The organism is Dechloromonas sp. ARDL1, assembly GCF_051122455.1.
In the GTDB taxonomy this organism is placed as follows: domain Bacteria; phylum Pseudomonadota; class Gammaproteobacteria; order Burkholderiales; family Rhodocyclaceae; genus Azonexus.
The window spans coordinates 2831915-2852243 of record NZ_CP168939.1; the positions used below are offsets into that span (position 1 = coordinate 2831915).

At 62.3% G+C, this 20329-nt stretch carries 19 protein-coding genes, 2 pseudogenes and 1 other annotated feature; of the genes and pseudogenes, 16 read left to right on the forward strand and 5 right to left on the reverse strand.

Annotated elements, in window-relative coordinates; genetic code table 11:
* Nucleotides 1–91 precede the first annotated feature (91 nt).
* Genes gdhA through AB6Q56_RS13960 form a run of 3 tightly spaced genes read left to right on the forward strand, consistent with a single transcriptional unit; the run spans nucleotide 92 to nucleotide 1956 of the window.
* Nucleotides 92–1435 carry an NADP-specific glutamate dehydrogenase gene (gdhA, locus tag AB6Q56_RS13950; RefSeq protein WP_434513725.1) on the forward strand — a complete coding sequence of 448 codons (1344 nt, stop codon included), beginning with the start codon at nucleotides 92–94 and terminating at the stop codon, nucleotides 1433–1435.
* Nucleotides 1436–1461: 26 nt separating this feature from the next.
* Entirely contained in the window at nucleotides 1462–1692 is a 231-nt protein-coding gene (locus AB6Q56_RS13955) for a YdcH family protein (RefSeq protein WP_434513726.1), read from the forward strand.
* 6 nt (nucleotides 1693–1698) lie between these two features.
* On the forward strand, nucleotides 1699–1956 hold the full coding sequence (locus AB6Q56_RS13960) for a hypothetical protein (protein ID WP_434513727.1): 258 nt from the start codon (nucleotides 1699–1701) through the stop codon (nucleotides 1954–1956).
* A 56-nt stretch (nucleotides 1957–2012) separates the two neighbouring features.
* On the opposite strand, the gene AB6Q56_RS13965 is transcribed toward AB6Q56_RS13960, so the two are convergent.
* Nucleotides 2013–2924 (reverse strand): LysR substrate-binding domain-containing protein, encoded by a 912-nt coding sequence (locus tag AB6Q56_RS13965; RefSeq protein ID WP_434513728.1) that lies wholly within the window; start codon nucleotides 2922–2924, stop codon nucleotides 2013–2015.
* 106 nt (nucleotides 2925–3030) lie between these two features.
* Here AB6Q56_RS13965 and rnk point away from each other — a divergent pair, with 106 nt between their 5' ends.
* From rnk to AB6Q56_RS14010, 9 genes are all read left to right on the forward strand, one after another.
* Nucleotides 3031–3450 carry a nucleoside diphosphate kinase regulator gene (rnk, locus tag AB6Q56_RS13970; RefSeq protein ID WP_434513729.1) on the forward strand — a complete coding sequence of 140 codons (420 nt, stop codon included), beginning with the start codon at nucleotides 3031–3033 and terminating at the stop codon, nucleotides 3448–3450.
* A 79-nt stretch (nucleotides 3451–3529) separates the two neighbouring features.
* Entirely contained in the window at nucleotides 3530–3715 is a 186-nt protein-coding gene (locus AB6Q56_RS13975; protein WP_434513730.1) for a hypothetical protein, read from the forward strand.
* 565 nt (nucleotides 3716–4280) lie between these two features.
* The gene (locus AB6Q56_RS13980; protein WP_434513731.1) at nucleotides 4281–4895 is read left to right on the forward strand and encodes a trimeric intracellular cation channel family protein; all 615 of its coding nucleotides are present in this window, start codon (nucleotides 4281–4283) and stop codon (nucleotides 4893–4895) included.
* A gap of 7 nt (nucleotides 4896–4902) precedes the next feature.
* Nucleotides 4903–5478: an ACP phosphodiesterase gene (locus tag AB6Q56_RS13985; RefSeq protein WP_434513732.1), complete on the forward strand. Its 576-nt coding sequence runs from the start codon at nucleotides 4903–4905 to the stop codon at nucleotides 5476–5478.
* A gap of 153 nt (nucleotides 5479–5631) precedes the next feature.
* Nucleotides 5632–7011, forward strand: coding sequence for a ribulose-bisphosphate carboxylase (locus AB6Q56_RS13990; RefSeq protein WP_434513733.1), 1380 nt, complete (start codon nucleotides 5632–5634; stop codon nucleotides 7009–7011).
* 29 nt (nucleotides 7012–7040) lie between these two features.
* Nucleotides 7041–7844: a CbbQ/NirQ/NorQ/GpvN family protein gene (locus tag AB6Q56_RS13995; RefSeq protein ID WP_434513734.1), complete on the forward strand. Its 804-nt coding sequence runs from the start codon at nucleotides 7041–7043 to the stop codon at nucleotides 7842–7844.
* A gap of 2 nt (nucleotides 7845–7846) precedes the next feature.
* Complete coding sequence (locus AB6Q56_RS14000; protein WP_434513735.1) at nucleotides 7847–10144, forward strand: nitric oxide reductase activation protein NorD; 2298 nt, start codon at nucleotides 7847–7849, stop codon at nucleotides 10142–10144.
* A gap of 70 nt (nucleotides 10145–10214) precedes the next feature.
* Nucleotides 10215–11165 (forward strand): LysR family transcriptional regulator, encoded by a 951-nt coding sequence (locus tag AB6Q56_RS14005; protein ID WP_434513736.1) that lies wholly within the window; start codon nucleotides 10215–10217, stop codon nucleotides 11163–11165.
* A gap of 52 nt (nucleotides 11166–11217) precedes the next feature.
* Nucleotides 11218–12528, forward strand: coding sequence for a DUF3422 family protein (locus AB6Q56_RS14010; protein WP_434513737.1), 1311 nt, complete (start codon nucleotides 11218–11220; stop codon nucleotides 12526–12528).
* 679 nt (nucleotides 12529–13207) lie between these two features.
* On the opposite strand, the gene AB6Q56_RS14015 is transcribed toward AB6Q56_RS14010, so the two are convergent.
* Nucleotides 13208–14337, reverse strand: a protein-coding gene (locus tag AB6Q56_RS14015; RefSeq protein ID WP_434513533.1) for an IS3 family transposase whose coding sequence is annotated in 2 segments (ribosomal slippage) — nucleotides 13208–14088 and nucleotides 14088–14337 — 1131 coding nt in all. Because the reading frame shifts where the segments join, the coding sequence is not laid out codon by codon here.
* A gap of 196 nt (nucleotides 14338–14533) precedes the next feature.
* On the opposite strand from AB6Q56_RS14015, the gene AB6Q56_RS14020 reads away from it, so the two are divergent.
* On the forward strand, nucleotides 14534–15466 hold the full coding sequence (locus AB6Q56_RS14020; protein WP_434513738.1) for a phosphoribosylaminoimidazolesuccinocarboxamide synthase: 933 nt from the start codon (nucleotides 14534–14536) through the stop codon (nucleotides 15464–15466).
* A 171-nt stretch (nucleotides 15467–15637) separates the two neighbouring features.
* Here AB6Q56_RS14020 and AB6Q56_RS14025 read toward each other — a convergent pair whose 3' ends face one another.
* Nucleotides 15638–15949: a hypothetical protein gene (locus AB6Q56_RS14025; RefSeq protein WP_434513739.1), complete on the reverse strand. Its 312-nt coding sequence runs from the start codon at nucleotides 15947–15949 to the stop codon at nucleotides 15638–15640.
* On the opposite strand from AB6Q56_RS14025, the pseudogene AB6Q56_RS14030 reads away from it, so the two are divergent.
* Nucleotides 15948–16337: pseudogene (locus AB6Q56_RS14030) on the forward strand (transposase); the annotation flags it as partial. The gene AB6Q56_RS14025 and the pseudogene AB6Q56_RS14030 sit on opposite strands and share 2 nt — an antisense overlap.
* 30 nt (nucleotides 16338–16367) lie before the next feature.
* On the opposite strand, the gene AB6Q56_RS14035 reads toward AB6Q56_RS14030, so the two are convergent.
* A protein-coding gene (locus tag AB6Q56_RS14035) for an IS3 family transposase (RefSeq protein WP_434517128.1) occupies nucleotides 16368–17599 on the reverse strand; the annotation gives its coding sequence in 2 pieces (ribosomal slippage) (nucleotides 16368–17311 and nucleotides 17311–17599; 1233 coding nt in all).
* Nucleotides 17205–17321: a sequence feature (AL1L pseudoknot), on the reverse strand. (Overlaps the previous gene by 117 nt.)
* A gap of 49 nt (nucleotides 17600–17648) precedes the next feature.
* Here AB6Q56_RS14035 and AB6Q56_RS14040 point away from each other — a divergent pair.
* Nucleotides 17649–18365 (forward strand): annotated as a pseudogene (locus tag AB6Q56_RS14040) (IS5 family transposase); the annotation flags it as partial.
* A 113-nt stretch (nucleotides 18366–18478) separates the two neighbouring features.
* Here AB6Q56_RS14040 and AB6Q56_RS14045 read toward each other — a convergent pair.
* Nucleotides 18479–19222: a DUF4062 domain-containing protein gene (locus tag AB6Q56_RS14045; protein ID WP_434513740.1), complete on the reverse strand. Its 744-nt coding sequence runs from the start codon at nucleotides 19220–19222 to the stop codon at nucleotides 18479–18481.
* Between the two features lie 323 nt (nucleotides 19223–19545).
* Here AB6Q56_RS14045 and AB6Q56_RS14050 point away from each other — a divergent pair, with 323 nt between their 5' ends.
* Nucleotides 19546–20319 carry a DUF2189 domain-containing protein gene (locus AB6Q56_RS14050; protein WP_434513741.1) on the forward strand — a complete coding sequence of 258 codons (774 nt, stop codon included), beginning with the start codon at nucleotides 19546–19548 and terminating at the stop codon, nucleotides 20317–20319.
* Nucleotides 20320–20329: the final 10 nt, after the last annotated feature.

Sequence of the window (20329 nt, forward strand, 5' to 3'; positions counted from 1 at the left end):
CCGCTATCAATACCAGCGCTTTTCTTGCGCGCAATGCGGCCAATCACGCCCATTTCGGACAATCAACCACTGATAAAAACAGGGAGCAACGATGCGTTACCAGAGTTTTGAGGATTTTCTCCAGCAGGTCGCCGCGCGCAATCCGGGGCAGCCGGAATTCTTGCAAGCAACGGCTGAAGTCATCGAAAGCCTGTGGCCGTACATTGCCCAACATCCGAAGTACGCCGAACACGGACTGCTTGACCGCCTGGTCGAAGCCGAGCGGGTCATCATGTTCCGCGTATCGTGGGTCGACGACAAAGGCGAGGTGCAGGTCAATCGCGGCTACCGCATCCAGCACTCTTCGGCCATCGGCCCCTACAAGGGCGGCATCCGCTTCCACCCCTCGGTCAACCTGTCCATCCTCAAATTCCTGGCCTTCGAGCAAACGTTCAAGAATGCACTGACCACGCTGCCCATGGGCGGCGGCAAGGGGGGCTCGGACTTCGACCCGAAGGGGCGCAGCCCGGGTGAGGTGATGCGCTTCTGCCAAGCCTTCGTCAGCGAGTTGTTCCGCCACGTCGGTGCCGATACCGATGTGCCGGCCGGCGATATCGGTGTCGGCGGCCGCGAGGTCGGCTTCATGGCAGGCATGTACAAGAAGCTGGCAAACCGCGCCGATTGCGTGTTCACCGGCAAGGGAACAAGCTTCGGTGGCTCGCTGGTTCGCCCGGAAGCCACTGGCTACGGCACCGTCTATTTCGCCGAGGAGATGCTCAAGCAGCAGGGCCGTAGTTTCGACGGGCTGCGCGTCAGCGTCTCCGGCGCAGGCAACGTCGCGCAGTACGCCGTGGAAAAAGCGATGGCGCTGGGCGCCAAGGTTGTCACGGTGTCCGATTCGAGCGGCACCGTGCTCGATAAAAGCGGCTTCACGCCGGAAAAACTGGCCGAACTGATGGAGGTGAAGAACCGCCTCTACGGTCGCGTCGGCGACTACGCCAAGCGTGTCGGCGCCACCTTCCTGGCGGGCGCCCGGCCCTGGCACGTACCGGTCGATGTCGCCCTGCCCTGCGCCACGCAGAACGAACTGGACGGCGAGGACGCGAAGACCCTGCTCAAGAACGGCGTCATCTGCGTTGCCGAAGGCGCCAACATGCCGTCAACCGCCGATGCGGTGAAGATTTTCGAGGGCAACGGCGTGCTCTACGCCCCGGGCAAGGCCAGCAACGCCGGCGGTGTGGCCACCTCCGGCCTGGAAATGAGCCAGAACGCCATGCGCCTCTCGTGGCAGCGCGACGAGGTCGACGCCCGCCTGCATGAAATCATGTGCAACATCCATGAAGCCTGCCTGAACTACGGTCAAGCGGCAGATGGCACGGTCAGCTATGTCAATGGCGCCAACATCGCCGGCTTCGTCAAGGTTGCCGACGCGATGCTCGCCCAAGGTGTGATTTAAGCGGTTTTCCAGCCAAGGAGTAGGCCATGTTCCATGAATTTGAAGACCTGATTGCCGAATTGAAGGCGAGCGATCGCCATGTTCAACGCCTGTTCGAAAAGCACGCCACGCTCGACAAGCTGGTCCGGAACATGGAACTCCGCCTGGAGCCGGGCACGCCGGAAGAAATCGAACATCTGAAAAAAAAGAAGCTGGCGATCAAGGACGAGTTGTACGCCCTGCTCCAGCAGATCAGCTTGAGTCGCGTAAGGCCCTGATAGCGCATGAGGAGCGTACTGGGCAACATCTCGGCTCCCGCGCACCGGCGCCATGAAAGACATTCTGTCAGCTGCGAAATCGATGGCGAGGTCTTTTCGGGTTACTACTGGGTGGCAGGCATGATCCTCGTCGTCTCGACGGCAATGGGCGGCACCAGTCGGCAACTGGGCAACCGGCAAGCGGACGACCTCGCCAAAGAGCTGTTGCGGGATTTGTTGCTGGCCAACCGGGAGCGCGCTACCACGCCGCCTGCGGAGGCGTAAGCGAAACACACACCGCGCCGGCCAATGGACAGACAGCGAGCGAGCATCCCGGCGACTCAAGCTGACAGCCGGTCCCAGTAAGGCTCCGCGCCGATATGGGAAAGCATGAAATCGATGAAGACCCGGACCTTGTTGGGAAGGTGGCGCGTCGGCAGGTACATGGCGTACACATGGCGCTCGACCGGGATGTATTCGGACAGAACGGCCTGCAGGTTTCCATTCTGCAGGTCCTTGCCGACAATGAAGGTCGGCAGCAGTCCGACCCCCAAGCCACCGAGAACGGCTTGCGACAAGGCTTCGTCATCATCGACGTGGAGCGGGCCATTGACCGGTACGGAAATTTCCCCTTCCGGCCCGGTGAAGCGCCAACGCCCCGGCTCACCGGAGCGCGTGTAATCCAGACAATTGTGTTGCATCAGATCCGCCGGCGTCTGCGGAATGCCCCGACGGCGAAAATACTCCGGGGTCGCGCACAACTGGCGCCGAACCGGTGCCAACGGGCGCGCCACCAGATTCGGCGGCGGGTCGCTGCTGACATGAATCGCCACGTCGTACCCCTCCTCGGCAAGATTCACCCAGCGATCGGTGATGCTGAGATCGATCTTGAGCTCCGGGTGTCGCGGCAGGAATTCGGCCAAGGCCGGGGCGACATGCAAGGTACCGAAGGCCACCGAGGCGCTGACGCGCAGCACGCCACGCGCTTCGCTGCTGAGGCTGCCGACCAGTCTCTCCGCCTCCGTTGCCTCCTCCAGGATGCGCGCGCAGTGCTCGGCAACCGCGGCGCCGATTTCGGTCAGGCTGAGATAGCGGGTAGTCCGGTTCAGCAGATGTGCGCCGAGCGACTTTTCCAGCTTGGCCACCGCCTTGCTGATCGCCGAACGGGAGGTTCCCGCCCGCCGGGCAGCCTCGGAAAAACTACCCGCCTCGACCACCCGGGCGAAGACCGCCATCAGATTCAAATCCGCCATGTGTGCCAGCCCCTCTTATTCCTCATCGCGCGCCACAATTGTTTCCCGACAGGATACATTTTGATGCCCTCCCGATGGCTACCGGGATATCCACCCGAGCAGTAGCATGCCACCCATGAATGCTACCTGCTTTACCAAACCGTACACATCACCCGAAGAATACCCGGAGTTCGGCGCACCTGTGCTGAGTGCGGAAGACTACGCGCGCTTGCGCGAATACGCCCTGAACGACGAACTGTCGGATGAACTGGACCGCGCGATTGTAGTCAAAAAGGAACAGGTTCCAGAGGACGTGGTGACCATGAATACCCGTTGCGTCTATTTGGACGAACGCCTCGGAACGCAACGTGAAATCGAATTGGTCTTTCCCGAAGAGGCAGACCTCGCGGCGGGCAGGGTATCGGTACTCACCCCCGTCGGCAGCGCCCTGATCGGCTTGAGGGTCGGCCAGGAAATCGCCTGGGACTTCCCTGACGGCTCGATACGGCGCTTGAAAGTGACCGGAGTCCGCAAAACGGCCGCTTGATTCGTCCACCGTCGCGCCTGTTTTGCCCGCCTTCCAGCGAGCGACTACAGGCGCCCCATTCATCCCCATGGAGAAACCAATGAAATTTGCTTTCGAAGCCATTGCAGAAACCCAGAAAACCACCCTCACCGGCGCCGGCGCCTTTGCCGGCAGCGTGCTCGACGTTACCGAGCGCCTGGTACAACTCAACATCGAGGTCAGCCGAGCCGCCTTCGAGAAATCGGCCGAGATGGCGCAGGAATATCTCGACACTTACCTCGCATAAATCAACGTGATCACCCCCGACCCTTCATCACGTTGGGGGTGCGTCGCAAACCCGAACAAGCCACTCATGGCTTGGTGCAGCAACGACCTCCGCCACCAAGGCAACCCAGGAGCGCCATACCGTTCCCCTCGCACGCCGGCAGTCGCCGTTTGGGGCTCCGAGGCAAGACGCGCATGTTGAGCCCGACTACCTCCAAACCCGGCACCCTGATCATCCGAGCGGCTGGCGACTGAGGCGAAAAGTACCTGGCCGCCCCTGCCTGCTCCTGCCTTCCTGAAGCGCATGCAAGCAAGCGCCCATCGTGCCCCTCGCTCACGATGGTTGTAACATTGCCGCGACCCCGTTGCAGACAGATGACCTCGACGCCGACCCGGCTCGCCGCCTTGCAGTCGACATCTGAAAACGACGGCAACCACATTACGGCAAACGCCCTCCGGCTTGGACATCAATGCGCGCCCCTCAGTACGAAACAACGGCATCACCTCTTTTCCCCTCCCGCCCTGACGAGATGCGGCTGACCGCCTCTATCGCCGCAACACGCCCCCCACAGCCCAGCGAGTAAGCCATGGAAAACCTGCTCTACTGGACTGCCCTTGTCGCCGTCGCCGTCAATGCCCTGACCGGCGTGCTGGATGCCGGCCGCCAGCGCATGGACCTCGTCGGCGCGGTAATGGTCGGCACCGCCACGGCATTGGGCGGCGGCACGGTGCGCGATGTGCTGATCGACCGCAAGGTGTTCTGGATCGCCGACCAGACCTATCTGCTGGTCGCCATCGCCACCACCCTCGTCGTCTTCTTCGCCGTGCGCGGCATGAAACTGCCGCCCCGGCTGTTCCTGATCCCGGACGCCGTCGGCCTCGCGCTCTTCACCATCACCGGCACCCAGGTCGCCCTTGAATGGCAGGCCCCATGGCTGGTCGCCAGCCTGCTCGGCGTCATCACCGGCGTCGTCGGCGGTGTGCTGCGCGATGTGTTGTGCAACGAGGTGCCGCTCATCTTCCAGCGCGGCGAACTCTATGCATCGGCGGCCTGGGCCGGCGCCCTGACGCTACTCGGCCTACAGGCGCTCGGCATTTCGCCGGTCATCGCCGCCTGGGCCGGCATGGCCGTGGTCCTCGGCGCCCGGCTGCTGGCCATGGCCTTCCGCATCACGCTGCCAACCTACAGCGAACGGCAGTAAGCCCCCTGTGAACTTCCTCGCCCACGCCGTGCTGGCCGGCGCCGATCCGGCGTTGATCGTCGGCGGCGTGGTCGGTGACTGGATCAAGGGGCCGCTGCCCGGCCCGCTGCCATCCGACCTGGCGCGCGGCGTCGCCCTGCACCGGGCCATCGACAGCCACGCCGAGACGCATCCGGCCTTTCAGCGCAGCCGCCAGCGTGTCGCCGTCGACCGTCGCCGCTACGCCGGCGTGCTTGTCGACATCTTCTACGACCACCTGCTGGCCCGCGACTGGGCGCGGTTGCGGCCGATGCCGCTCGAGCGCTACTGCACCGAGGTCTATCGCCACATCGACGCCCGGCTGGCCGACCTGCCCGAGCAGGCCCGCCCCGCCATGAACCTGATGGCCCGCGAGGACTGGCTGCGCAGCTATGCCGATCTGGCCGGCATCGCCGACGTGCTGCAACGCATGGCCCGTCGCGCCCGGCAACCCAATCCGCTGGCCGGCGGCGAGCAGGCATTCGCTGCCGATGCGGCCGGTTTCGGCGAGGACTTCGCGCACTGGTTCGCCGACGCGCAGGATTTCGTCGCCCGCTGGTCGTAACCCGCAACGCGCGGCGCTGCCGATCTGGGTAGCGGAAAAACTTCAATGATCACTGATCAGTCCGATAAAAATACATGACTATTATTTACCAGTAGTCCCCCCTAGCATTCTGTCCATCCGCTGCCCCGACGAACAATCCCAAGGAGACAAACGATGGACCAATCGAACCGCTACGCCGACCTCAGCCTGCGCGAGGAAGACCTGATCGCCGGCGGCGGGCACATCCTCTGTGCCTACAAGATGAAACCCAAGGCCGGCTACGGCTATCTCGAAGCCGCCGCGCACTTCGCCGCCGAGTCGTCCACTGGCACCAATGTCGAGGTATGCACCACCGACGAATTCACCAAGGGCGTCGATGCGCTGGTCTATCACATTGACGAAGCCTCGGAGGAGATGCGTATCGCCTACCCGATCGATCTCTTCGACCGCAACATCACCGACGGCCGCATGATGATCGTCTCCTTCCTGACCCTGACCATCGGCAACAACCAGGGCATGGGCGACATCGAATACGCCAAGATGTACGACTTTTTCGTGCCGCCGCGCGCCATCCAGCTGTTCGATGGCCCGGCCAAGGACATTTCCGATCTCTGGCGCATACTCGGCCGGCCGCTGCAGGACGGCGGCTACATCGCCGGCACCATCATCAAGCCGAAGCTCGGCCTGCGCCCCGAGCCCTTCGCCCGCGCCGCCTACGAATTCTGGCTGGGCGGCGACTTCATCAAGAACGACGAGCCGCAGGGCAACCAGACCTTCGCCCCGATGAAGAAGGTGATTCCGCTGGTGGTGGACGCCATGCGCCGGGCCATGGACGAGACCGGCCAGCCGAAGATTTTCTCGGCCAACATCACCGCCGACGACCACTACGAAATGATCGCCCGCGGCGAGTACATTCTCGAAGCCTTCGGACCGGACGCCGACAAGGTCGCCTTCCTGGTCGACGGCTATGTCGGCGGCCCGGGCATGGTCACCACCGCCCGCCGCTGCTTCCCCGGACAATACCTGCACTACCATCGTGCCGGTCACGGTGCGGTGACCAGCCCGCAGTCCAAGCGCGGCTACACCGCCTACGTGCTGGCCAAGATGTCGCGCCTGCAGGGCGCTTCCGGCATCCACGTCGGCACCATGGGCTACGGCAAGATGGAGGGCGAGAAGGACGACCGCGCCATCGCCTACATCATCGAGCGCGACAGCTATAGCGGCCCGGCCTATCACCAGGAATGGTATGGCATGAAGCCGACGACGCCGATCATCTCCGGCGGCATGAACGCCCTGCGCCTGCCCGGCTTCTTCGAGAACCTCGGCCACGGCAACGTCATCAACACCGCCGGCGGCGGCTCCTATGGCCATATCGACAGCCCGGCCGCCGGCGCCAAATCGCTGCGTCAGGCCTACGAATGCTGGAAAGCCAAGGCCGACCCCATCGAATGGGCCAGGGAGAACCCCGAATTCGCCCGCGCCTTTGTCTCCTTCCCGGGCGATGCCGACAAGCTCTACCCCGGCTGGCGCGAAAAGCTGGGCGTGCACAAATAAGGCAACCCCAACCCCACGGAGAAGCCGCCATGACCAGCCCCGACGCCTACCGAATCCGCAAGCAGCCCTTCTATCAGCCGCAGGACAACGAAGTCGCCCACTACGAGGCGGCCTACGCCGCCCGCCTGCCGGTCATGCTCAAGGGGCCGACCGGTTGCGGCAAGTCGCGCTTCGTCGAGTACATGGCCTGGAAGCTGGGCAAACCGCTGGTCAGCGTGGCCTGCAACGAAGACATGACGGCCGCCGATCTCGTCGGCCGCTATCTGCTCGACGCCGGCGGCACGCGCTGGCAGGACGGACCGCTGACCCTGGCGGCCCGCATCGGCGCCATCTGCTACCTCGACGAGATCGTCGAGGCCCGGCAGGACACGCTGGTGGTCATACACCCGCTGACCGACCACCGGCGCACCCTGCCGCTCGACAAGAAAGGCGAACAGCTGGCGGCACACCCGGATTTCCAGCTGGTCATTTCCTACAACCCCGGCTACCAGAGCCTGGTGAAAGACCTCAAGCAATCGACCAAGCAGCGCTTCACTGCTTTCCAGTTCGATTACCCGCCCAGCACGCTGGAAGTACAGATCGTCGCCGCCGAAACCGGCATTGCCCCTGCCATCGCCGAGCAGCTGGTCGCCGTCGCCCAGGCCGGCCGCCGACTCAAGGGGCACGGGCTGGACGAGGGCATCTCGACCCGCCTGATCGTCTATGCCGCCACCCTCATCGCTCAGGGCATCAGCCCCGTCGACGCCTGCCGCATGGCCATGGTCCGCCCGATCACCGACGACACCGACGTGATCGACACGCTGGACCACGCCATCGCCGCCCTGTTCGGCTGACCATGGCCGTTCCCGGCATCCGCAACATCGCCGACGCCCGCCGGCGGCTGATGGCCACCGCCGCGTCGCAAGCCGCGTGGACCGCGCTCGACTGCGGCTTCCCGGCCGTTGCCGATGTCTTCGACGAATGCCTGGCCGCTGCCCGGGAGCACATCGCCCCCGACGAGCTGCCGGCATTTCTGGAAGCCGCGCGCAGCATCGGCAAGCTCGGGCGCGGCGCCGAACCCCTGCTCGCCTTCCTCGAAGCCTGGCCGCGCGTGATCGCTACGCTGGGGCTAGCGCAATCGGCGACGCTACCGACGCTGATGGAGAGCATCCGGCGCCTGCAGAAATCCCCGAACGCACCGGCCATCACGTCCCTGCTGCAAACCCTGGGCGCCGTCAGCGACCGCCTGCGCAGCGCCGACGGGTTGGCCGATTACCAGACGCTGGCCCTCGACCTCGCCGAGCGGACCACCGGCTCCATCCACGGCCACCAGCAAACCCACCCCAGCCCCGCCCTCCCGGAACTCCTGCGCCAGGCACCGCGCCTGCTCGGCCTCCTTTCGCTGGCCGGCCTGCGGCGCTGGATCGACAGCGGCATTCGCCTCACCGGCGACCACCCCGAGCAACAGCGCGCCTATTTCGCGCTCGCTTCGCCGGAAAGCCGGGCCATGCTGCAACGCGAGCGCGAAGGCACGCTGTTTGCCGATGTCGAGCGCCGCCTCGCCTTGAGCCTGAGCGCACTGTGGGCCGACGACAGCCCGCTCGTCCCCTATTCGACCGCCTTCGCCGCCCCCGGCCTGCGCCCCTACCTGGCCGCCGACGGCATGCGTCTGCCCGATGCCCTGAGCAGCCGGGCCGGCATCGACGGTCTGGATCGCTACCGCGCCATGCTCGCCCACCTCGCCGCCCACCGCTGTTGGAGCCAGCCACTGGTCGCCGACAACTGGAGTCCCTTGCAACGCATGGCCGTGGAAACGCTCGAAGACGCCCGCGTCGATCTGTTGCTCCTGCGCCGCTTTCCCGGCCTGCGCCACCTGCTGCTGGCTTTGCACCCGCAACCCGCCGAAGACGCCTGCGATCCCGACCGGGTCAACACCGTGCGCCACCGCCTGACCTGTCTGTCGCGTGCCTGCCTCGATCCGCAACATCGCTACACAGCAGCCGGCACGCGTGAATACGCCACCCGTCTGCGCGCCCTGCTGCAGGAGGGCGAGTCCTCCACCCGCGCCGTCGCCGACCTCGCCTTGGCCTGGGCCGCCCGTACCCGCCTGCCCAGCGACCAGTTCGCCAACGTGCATTTCACCGATACCGAGGTCGATTATCGCGACGACAACCGCCACCTGTGGACCTTCATCGAAGCCGGCGGCGAGGAGCAAAGTTTCGACCCGCAGCCCACCGCGGCCAGCCCGGAAGTCGCCGGCCTGCCGCCCCGCCACTACCCGGAATGGGATGCCGCGACGCAAAGCTTCCGCCCAGACTGGGCGGCCGTCTACGAAGCCCTGCACACGTCAGGAAATCCAGCGGATATCGACCGCCTGCTCGCCAGGCACGCCGTCCTCGCCCGCCGCCTGAAACGCCTGCTCGACCTGCTCAAGCCGCAGGAACGGGTGCGCCTGCGCTTCCAGGAAGCGGGCAGCGAACTCGACCTCGATATCGCGGTCCGCGCGTGGACCGACTGGCAGGGCGGCCACCTGCCCGATCCGCGCATCAACATCAGCCAGCGCACCAATGGCCGCGACATCAGCGTGCTGCTGCTGATCGATCTTTCCCAATCGCTCAACGCTCGCCTGCCCGGCAGCGAACAGCGCATCCTCGACACCGCCCGCGAAGCAGTCGCCCTGCTCGGCTGGGCCATCGGCGAGCTCGGCGACGCCTGCGCCATTGCCGGGTTTCACTCCAACACCCGGCACGAGGTGCGTTACCACCACATCAAGGGCTTTTCCGAAGCCTGGGACGAACCCGTCAAGGCGCGGCTGGCGGCCGTCGAAGCCGGTTACTCGACGCGCATGGGCGCGGCCATCCGCCATGCCGGCCACACGCTATCGGGACGGCGCAGCGAAAAGCGCATCCTGCTCCTGCTCACCGATGGCGAACCAGCCGACATCGACGTCAACGACCCGGATTACCTCATTGCCGATACCCGGCAAGCCGTCGAATCGCTGGCCGCCGAAGGCATTTCGACCTTCTGCCTGAGCCTGGACCCGAACGCCGACCGCTATGTCGGGCATATCTTCGGCAAGCACTGGCGCGTGCTCGACCGCATCGAACGGCTGCCCGAACAACTGCCGATGGTTTACCTGAACCTGACACGCTGATTGACGCCGACCTGTCCGGCTTCTAAAGTCAGCAATCACTGAGCCCATACCGCCCACCCTTCACGCATCCATGAACTTTGTCCGCTCCCTGACCCTGCGCCAGCTGCAAATCTTCGTCGTCGCCGCCCGCCACCTGAGCTACGCCCGCGCCGCCGAGGAACTGCACCTGACCCCGCCGGCCGTGTCGATGCAGCTCAAGCAGCTGGAAGACAACGTCGGCCTGCCGCTGTTCGAGCGCATGGGGCGCGGCGTGGCGCTGACCGACGCCGGCGACATGCTGGTGCACCACGCGCTGCGCGTCCTCGGCGAAATCAAGGATGCTGAATCCAACCTTCAGGCGCTGCTCGGCGCCGAAGTCGGCCAGCTGTCGGTCGGACTGGTCAGCACAGCCAAGTACTTCATGCCGCGCCTGCTCGCCAAGTTCTCGCAGGAGCACCCGGGCATCGAGGTGCAGTTCTCGGTCGGCAACCGCGAAAGCCTGCTCCAGAAGCTGCAGGACAACGCCATCGACCTCGCCGTGATGGGCCGCATCCCGACCGAGATCGACGCCCACGCGGAGCCCATGGCCGGCCACCCCTATATCCTCATCGGCCCATCTGACCACCCGCTGCGCGACGCCCGCCGCTTCGACATGCACGAGCTGCGCCACGAGACCTTCCTGCTGCGCGAGGAGGGCTCGGGCTCGCGCCGCGTCGCCGAGGAAATGTTCAAGAACCACCTGTTCACCCCGCCGCGCACGATCAGCATGGGCAGCAACGAAACCATCAAGCAGGCCGTGATGGCCGGCATGGGCGTGGCCCTGATGTCGCTGCACACGCTGCCGCTGGAACTAAAAACTGCCGAGGTCCGCATCCTCGACGTCATCGGCACCCCGATCGACCGCACCTGGTACGTGGTGAACATGAACGCCAAACGCCTGCTGCCGGCCGGCCAACGCTTCCGCCAATACCTGCTCGAACAGTCGGCCGTCGCCCTCGAACAGGAATTCGGGCGCTACGTCATTCCCCGCACAGCAAGCTGATTTTGTTGGGCTACAATCTGGTGCACCGCAACATACCTTTTCGACGCCGATCATGCATCCCCGCCTCGCGCTTTCCGAACTGACCGAACACCCGCTCCGCCAGCGCCTGAACAACGAGTTCCACGCCCGGCCGCCGGTTCCGCTGGTCGGCCCGGTACTCGTCTCGCACCTGGTCTTCAAGCACAGCACCGAGAAAGCCCCGGCGGCCCGCGACAACCTAGCCAAGCTGTGCCAGGGGCATGTCTGCAATGCGATCGACAGTTCCGACTCGCACATGATGGTCGAAACCGGCGCCTTCCGCATGCGCTGGGAACTGCACACCGAATTCTCCAGCTACACCTTCTTCCGCCCGCTGACGACCGGCGAGGAGCTGCATCCCGACGTCACCGCCTTCGATGCCGTGCATCCCGAATGGATCGCCGGCATTCCCGGCAAGCTGATCGTCGCCACCCATGTCGAACTACGCTCCACCGACGAAATCAGCCCCGATTCCGTGCTCGCCAGCCTGACGCCGAACGGCCGCACCATGGTCGCGGCGCGCGTCGCCGACGAAACCGCCTGGATCTTCACCGACTTCAAGATCGACAACGGCTTCTCGCGCTTTCTCGTGCTCAACGCCAGCATGACCCAACGCCAGACCGGCCGCACCGTGCAGCGCCTGGTCGAGATCGAGACCTACCGGATGATGGCCCTGCTCGGCCTGCCCGTCGCCAAGGAAGTCGGCAAGTGGCTGTACAAGGGCGAAAAGGAGCTGGCCGAAATGATGGACCACATCGGCCAGGCCCGGAGCGCCGACGACGAGCGCAACATCCTCGCCGCGCTGTCCCGGCTCGCCGCCGAAGTCGAGCACTCCGTCGCCCGCACCACCTTCCGCTTCGGCGCCTCCCGCGCCTACCACGGGCTGGTCATGCAGCGCATCGAGGAACTGCGCGAACAGCGCATCTCCGGCCTGCCGACCTTCACCGAATTCATGCAGCGCCGCCTGCTGCCCGGCATGAACACCTGCGAAGCCATCGCCCGCCGCCAGGAAGAACTCTCCGCCCGCGTCGCCCGCAACAGCCAGCTGCTGCGCACCCGCGTCGACATCGAACTCGAGCGCCAGAACCAGGAACTGCTCGCCCAGATGAACCGCCGCGCCAAGCTGCAACTGCACCTGCAGGAAGCCGTCGAGGGCCTCTCGGTGGTCGTGCTGACCTACTACGGATCGCAGCTGGTGCAGTACATCGCCAAGGGGACGAAGGAACTGCATCACCTCAACACCGACGTGATCACGGCGCTATCGATTCCGGTAATTGCCGGGCTGGTGGCTTGGGGGACGCGGCGAATGCGAAAGAAGCTAGCGAAGGAAGAAGGGGCGGCCTGAGGGCCTGTTTGTTGCCTCGTTCGGGCTGTGTTTTCCGCCCTTGCGGGGCGTCTCACTTTCTTTTGCTTCGCCAAAAGAAAGTAAGCAAAGAAAAGGCGACCCCGGGTCGGTGCCCGCTGCGCGGGTTCCCTGTGCTACTCGAAACGCCGGCCGGCTTGCCTGAACTCGCCTGCGGCTCAGACAAGGCAAGCCGAAAGCCCCCGGCATTTCTGCGTTGCTCGGCACCTCTCAAGGGGCCCGGCAGAGCGTCCGGAATCAAGCAGTCACAAGACTTCTAAATACTTTTCCTTAGCGACCACAATACTCTATTTGGCGGACAGCACCCCGTCGCATGACGCCTTTCGGGTCCCCATCTGAAGCGCCGAGCAACGCAGCTGCCGGCGGAAAAAGCGCGAGGACTGTTTGAGGGCCAAAGGCCCGAGTTCCGCAGCGCCCGCCGGCCGCGAGTAGCGCAGGGGAGTCGGCGTAGCCGACCGCGTAAGCTGGGGTCGCCTTTTCTTTGCTTACTTTCTTTTGGCGAAGCAAAAGAAAGTGAGACGCCCTCAGAGCAGGACCCGGCTGTTTGGACAGATTTTCGACGGTGATAAGTGGAGCCCTGCGGGTGTAGCGTTATCCACGGTGACGGTTGCCGAAGGTCCGTTCAGACCGTAGGCGGCCGGCGCGGTGGGTAACGCGGGTTTCATGCGGCGAGGGGTTCCTGCGGCAAGCCGGCGAAGTAAATCATGTCCGGTGTCTTGCCGGCAAATGCCTGATGAGGCCGCCGGCTGTTGTAGAACGTGATGAACTGCCCCAGGCTCGCCTTGGCGTGGGATACGGACTCATAGGCTTTGAGATACACCTCGTCGTACTTGATGGTCCGCCAGAGGCGCTCGACGAAGACGTTATCACGCCAGCAACCCTTGCCGTCCATGCTGATACGAATGCCGTTCGCTTTGAGCTGCCCGGTGAATTCGCTGCTGGTGAACTGGCTGCCCTGGTCGGTGTTGAAGATTTCCGGCGTGCCGTAACGCGTTATCGCTTCCTGCAATGCCTCGAGGCAGAAGTCGGTGGTCAGCGTGTTCGATAAACGCCAGGCCAGAACCCGGCGACTGTACCAATCAACGATGGCGACCAGATAGACGAAGCCTCGGCGCATCGGGATGTAGGTGATGTCGGTCGCCCACACGTGATTGGGCCGCTCGATGCTCAGGTTGCGCAGCAGGTAGGGATAAATCGGGTGGGCCGCATGCCGACGACTGGTGTTCGGCTTGCGATACAAGGCTTCGATGCCCATCTGCCGCATCAGCCGGCGGATCCGCTTGCGGCCGACGGGCTGCCCCTCATTTCTGAGCAGGTCGCGCAGCATCCGGCTTCCGGCGAATGGGAACTCCAGATGCAATTCGTCCATCCGGCGCATCAGCGCCAATTCCTCGGTTGAGGTCGGTTTCGGCGTGTAGTAGGCCGTCGACCGTGCCAACGCCAGAATCTGGCATTGCCGGACCACTGGCAGGTCGTGATTGCGGTCAATCATCTTCTTGCGCTCAGCATGCCCGCCTTGGTGAGCGCCTTTTCTAAAAAATCGTTCTCCAACGTCAGCTGACCAATCTTGGCCTGCATGGTCTGGATGTCCGGTCCTATTTCCTTCGCCGGCTTCTCGCCAAACACAACCGACGAACGTTCCAGCAGTTGCATCTTCCAGTCCGTAATCTGGTTCGGATGCACATCGAATTGCTGCGCCAGTTCAGCCAGCGTCTTGTCGCCCTTCAAGGCAGCGATCGCCACCTTGGCCTTGAATTCCGGCGAGTGATTCCGCCGCTTCCTTCTCGTCATGCTCTTGCTCCTCATTCAAGCCGCTACGCGGCCGTGGGTGAAGCAAGGCTATCACTTATCCTACTGTCCGATTTTCCGGGGCCGGCTCTCTCAAGGCGGAAAACAGCCCTTGAAAGAATCACCTCACGCATCAGGCACGAAACCAACCCCAGCAATAATTTATAATCTCCCCTTTGCTCATTTCGGAACCCCGATCGTGACCGCTCCGCTCTTCGAATCCACCATCACCAGCCTCCCCCTCATCAACAAGGGCAAGGTCCGCGACATCTACGCCATCGACGACGAAAAGCTGCTCATCGTCACCAGCGATCGCCTTTCCGCCTTCGACGTCGTCCTGCCCGACCCGATCCCGCGCAAGGGTGAAGTGCTGCAGGCCGTCGCCAATTTCTGGTTCGACAAGCTCGGTCACATCGTCCCGAATCAACTGACCGGCATCGACCCGGAAACTGTCGTCGCTCCGAACGAGCGCGACCAGGTGCGCGGCCGCGCCGTTGTCGTCAAGCGCCTGCGTCCGCTGCCCATCGAGGCCGTCGTGCGCGGCTACGTCATCGGCTCGGGCTGGAAGGACTACCAGCAGACCGGCGCCATCTGCGGCATCGCCCTGCCGGCCGGCCTCAAGATGGCCGCCAAGCTGCCATCGCCGATCTTCACCCCGGCCACCAAGGCTGCTGTCGGCGACCATGACGAAAACGTCTCCTTCGCCACCGCCCAGGCCAACTGCGCTGCCGACCTCGCCGAAGCCCTGGCCGGCACCGGCAAGAACGGCGCCGGCCTGGCCGACGAAGCCCGCATCGCCGCCCTGCGCCTGTACGAAGAAGCCTCCGCCTACGCCAAGGGCCGCGGCATCATCATCGCCGATACCAAGTTCGAATTCGGCATCGACAAGGCCGGCACCCTGCACCTGATCGATGAAGCCCTGACCCCGGACTCCTCCCGCTTCTGGCCGGCCGACCAGTACGTCGAAGGCCAGAACCCGCCCTCCTACGACAAGCAGTACGTCCGCGACTACCTGGAAACCCTCGACTGGGGCAAGGTCGCCCCCGGCCCCAAGCTCCCGGCCGACGTCATCGCCCGCACCAGCGCCAAGTACATCGAAGCCTACGAACGCCTGACCGGCAAGACGCTGTAAGCGAAAAACGCTTCAACAAAAACGCCCGCTGAATGCGGGCGTTTTTGTTTATAGCTTTGGCGGATTTGTGCCCAAAGCCGACGCTCAGGGTTTGGAAAAGATGACGTTCAACGTTAAAGCTCAGGGGCGCGTAGCCGGCTTGCCGGCGGAGCGTCCCTCTGGTGCGCAGGGTTAGAACGGGATTTCATCTTCTTCGTATTCAACCCATTCGCTTTTCCATTCCGAGGCGGTGTAGGGTTTTAGCCTTCCGTCTTGGTCAAAAATCTCCGACGATACTCGTATGACTTCTTCAAACGGGCGTTGCCAATTGAAAAAGCCTTCCTTCGCCCAGTTGTCGATCAGATCGTCACCTGACGAAAACTTATGTGCACGTAGTAATTCGTCTAGCAGGCTGCTGAAATACTTCCCCATCCTGTCGACGAAACAGCGGGTTTGATCGTTATAGAGATTCACCGAGATTACCGAGAGCACAAAGCGGATCATGCGCGGAGCCGACACCTTCACCGAGAGTTTGTTTACGATGCGTCGCCTGGACGACTTTGTGCCGGCGCAGCACCCGTTGCGGCCGATCCGGGCGATGGTGAATCGGGCGCTCAAGGATATCGAACCCCTGCTCAGCGGCATGTATGCCGCCGACGTCAAAGGCGGTCGCCCCAGCATTGCCCCGGAGAAACTCCTGCGTGCCATGCTGCTGCAAATCTTCTACAGCATTCGCTCGGAACGGCAATTGATGGAGCAGACCCAGTACAACCTGCTCTTTCGCTGGTTCATCGGCCTATCGATGGACGATGCAGTCTGGGTGCCCACCGTCTTCACCAAGAATCGCGAACGCCTGATTGCCCACGATGCCGTGATCGAACTCTTCAATGAATCGCCCCGGGTTTCGTAGAGGCTCCGAGGTTTAAGTGCAGGCGGTCGTTGCCTGCACAAGGGATTGTGAATAGTACCGTTCCTCCGCCTCGGCGGGCGGGATGTTTCCGATGGGCTCGAGGAGTCGAGTGTGATTGAACCAAGTCACCCAAGTCAGGGTGGCCAGCTCCAGGGACTCGATGGTTTTCCAGGGGCCCCGGTGATAAACCAATTCGGCTTTGTAGAGGCCGTTGATGGTTTCAGCCAGGGCATTATCGTAAGAGTCGCCTTTGCTGCCGACAGAGGGCTCGATGCCTGCTTCGGCCAGCCGCTCGGTGTAGCGGATGGAAACGTACTGGCTTCCCCTGTCTGAGTGATGAATCAGTGCCCCGTCACGCTTGGGCTGTCGGTCATACAGCGCCTGCTCAAGCGCATCGAGGACAAAATCGGTACGCATTGACCTGCTGACACGCCAGCCGACGATACGACGAGCGAAGACATCAATCACAAAGGCGACATAGACAAATCCCTGCCAAGTAGAGACATACGTAAAATCAGAGACCCACAGTTGGTTCGGGCGCTCGGCCTTGAACTGGCGATTCACCCGATCCAGCGGGCAAGGCGTACGGGTGTCGCTGAAGGTCGTTTGCATGATCTTGCCGCGCCTGACGCCTTCCAGGCCAAGATGCTTCATCAGCCGTTCGACCGTGCAACGCGCCACGGGCGTTCCCTCACGGAGCAATTGCCGCCAAACCTTGCGGACACCATAGACTTGGAAATTGGCCTGCCAAACCCGTTGAATCTGAGGAATCAGCAATTCATCCCGTTGCGCCCTGGCGCTCCGCAGGGAAGGATTGCGTTGCCGGGCAGCGTGACGCCAATAGCCAGACGGGGCAACCTGCAATAGCTTGCAGAGCGGCTCGACCCCATATGTCTCCCGGTGCCGGTCAATAAATGTCCTCACTTCTTCTTGAGGCGGTCGAGCTCCGCCTGCGCGAAAAACGCACTGGCTAGCCGCAGAATTTCGTTGGCCTGACGGAGCTCCTTGTTCTCCCGCTCCAAGGCTTTCATACGCTCACGCTCATCGGTGGTTATCCCATCGCGCCGGCCCGTATCCACTTCATGTCGCTTGACCCAGTCATGCAACGTCTGGGCTGCGCAACCAATCTTCGGCGCTATCGATTCAATGGCTGCCCATTGCGACGGATGTTCTTTGCGGGCTTCTTGTACCAGCCTCACCGCACGTTCTCTGACTTCAGGGGAATATCTGTTTGATTTGCTCATCATGGCTCCATTCTCTCAGGTAATGGAGCCTCCTCAATTCCCGGGGCGATTCATCAATGCGGTACTGGCCATTGCCGAGAAGCAGAACTGGCTATCAGGCGAACATTTCAGTGTCGACGGCACGCTCATCCAGGCTTGGGCGGGACACAAGAGTTTCCTGCGCAAGGACGGCGGAGATGATGAAGGCGGCGGCAATTTCAAGGGCCAGTCACGCAGCAATGACACCCACGCCTCACGTACCGACCCGGATGCCCGACTGTACCGCAAGGGCAATACCGCCAGTGAGTTGCGCTACATGGGACACACCTTGAGCGACAACCGCCACGGACTCATTGCCAGTGCGGTCGTGACCACGGCCGATGGCTATGCCGAGCGGGAAGTTGCCAAGGCCCTGATCGCCGATGCCCGCCAAGTCGCCGGCGAAACGGCTGAAATCACCCTCGGCGCGGACAAGGGCTACGATGCCCAGGAATTCATTGCGGCACTCATCGAACTGAATGTCATTCCCCATGTGGCGCAGAACACCAGCCATCGCCGTTCTGCCGTGCCGGACGACATTGCCGGCAGTGACGGTTACGCGATCTCCCAGCAAAAGCGCAAACTCATCGAACAGGGATTCGGCTGGGCCAAGTTCATTGGGCCGATACGCCAGGTGATGGTGCGCGGACTGGAGAAGGTCGATCAGTTGTTCGTGCTGACCATGGCCGCCTACAACCTGACGCGCATGCGCTCCTTGGGAGCAATCCGTCCGCTGGGGGCAATATGATAGGAAAACACCTCGGAATCCCTGTAAAACACGTGCGAACGACCGAAAATCCGCTTCGCCTTACGAAAAACGACTCCGTTCCATGCCACCGTCTGCAGTTGCAGGGCGGTATTTCAGCAGCCTGCTAGCTCGTTAACGTTTTGAAAAATTACTCGATGGGCTATCTTTGTCTTCTTACGGATATCGTCAAACGCTGGATGGTTACTGAACAATATTTCTTCAATCGCTTTGTTCCCGCGAGCTTTTTCAGCCGCGAGATACTCGACTAATTGCTTAAGAGTTTTTGCCGTCGTATTTAGGTTTTCGATCAAATTTACTTCTTTTTGCCGGGCGCTTTCGCTCAATAGCCGTTGGAATAGACCGGACCATTGCTCTTTCAAATAACTAATGGCTTCGTGCACCGTTTCGAAAGCCTTAACTTGGTTATTTAGTGGGAGCGCGAATATTTCCTCGAGAAATTTGTAGACGCGTACATCATCGACAGCCGCGTAGCGGACTTCAGCTTTGCCCTTGTTTATCTCATATGTCCGATACTCAGCAAGTACGCTTTTCTCGACAAAAATGTAGACTTGCCGCCCCTTTTCAATAGCCGTCTTTAACTCCAAGTTTGAAATCGAGTAATTCTGGTCTCGTGACTCGGTGCCAAAGCGACCACCAATGATGGAAACCAAAATGTCGCATAGGTCGATTTCCTTGTAGCAGTACTCTTCCAGTCGCTTTTCTGAGCCATAAGGGATGTTCCCTTTCTCATTAAGTATCGGCTCGTATCCTTGCTCAAGAACGAATCGCTCAAGGTCAGCTCTGATATGTTTGAGGTCGTAATACGTTGAGCTAATGAAGATGCGTGGCTTTGCCATTGTGGTTCATCACTTATTTGAGTGCGGTATGGACAACTGTGGTCGTAGTTCTAACAGTGTTTATACGGACACAGAGGCCCGTATAACAATTGATATTGCCGACGCTGGATTTGTTGTTTTAACCCCATTATTTTCAGTCACTTGGAATATTGGTTGTCAGTATAACAACTTCAATATGCCGGACAACTGTCGCAAAGCGATGTCTGCTTTGGGAATGGCTAACCAAGTGTCCGCTTCTGGCCGTTTGCAGTCGTTCATCAACGGAACCCTGCCCCCTCCCACCGGTCCAACACCCATAACCCCAATCGAGGAGGGAGGCCGCGATGAAACCTGTTTCCGACTTCCATGCGCACCAGCTGCCTTTGCCCCACATCCGGCGCGTCGGCATGGCCCAGCCCTTCGCCTGGCTCAAGTCCGGGTGGCACGACCTCGCGGCCAATCCGCTGCCTTCGCTGGCCTACGGTCTGTTGTTCGCGCTGTGCGGCGACCTGATCATTCTCGCCACGCTGAACCGGCCGCATCTGCTCACGGTGTCGGTTTCCGGCTTTTTCCTCGTCGCACCGCTGCTCGCCGCCGGGCTGAACGAGATGAGCCGGCAACATGAAGCCGGGAAAAGCCCCCTCTTCATCGACACCCTGCAATGCTTCCGCCACAACGGCGAATCGCTCGCCTTCTACGGACTGCTCCTGGCGCTGATCGGCCTGATGTGGGAGCGTTTTTCGGCCATTGCCTTTGCCCTGCTCGGCAGTTCGACCGGCATCGACGCCCGTTCATTCATCGTCAGCCTGCTGCTGAGTGGCGAACATAACGCCTTCATCGGCACCTGGTTCGCGCTAGGCGGCGTGCTTGCCCTGTGCGTGTTCATGATCTCGGTGGTGACGGTGCCGATGATGCTCGACCACGGCGCCGACATGCCGACCGCCACGATAACCAGCCTGCGCGCCTTCCTGACCAATACTGTTCCGCTGCTGCTGTGGGCTGCCCTGCTGGTAACCCTGACCCTGATCGGTTTCGCCACCCTGCTCTTCGGGCTTGTGGTGATCATGCCGATTCTCGGCCATGCCACGTGGCACGCCTATCGCGACCTTGTAGAATAGCCTGCCGAAC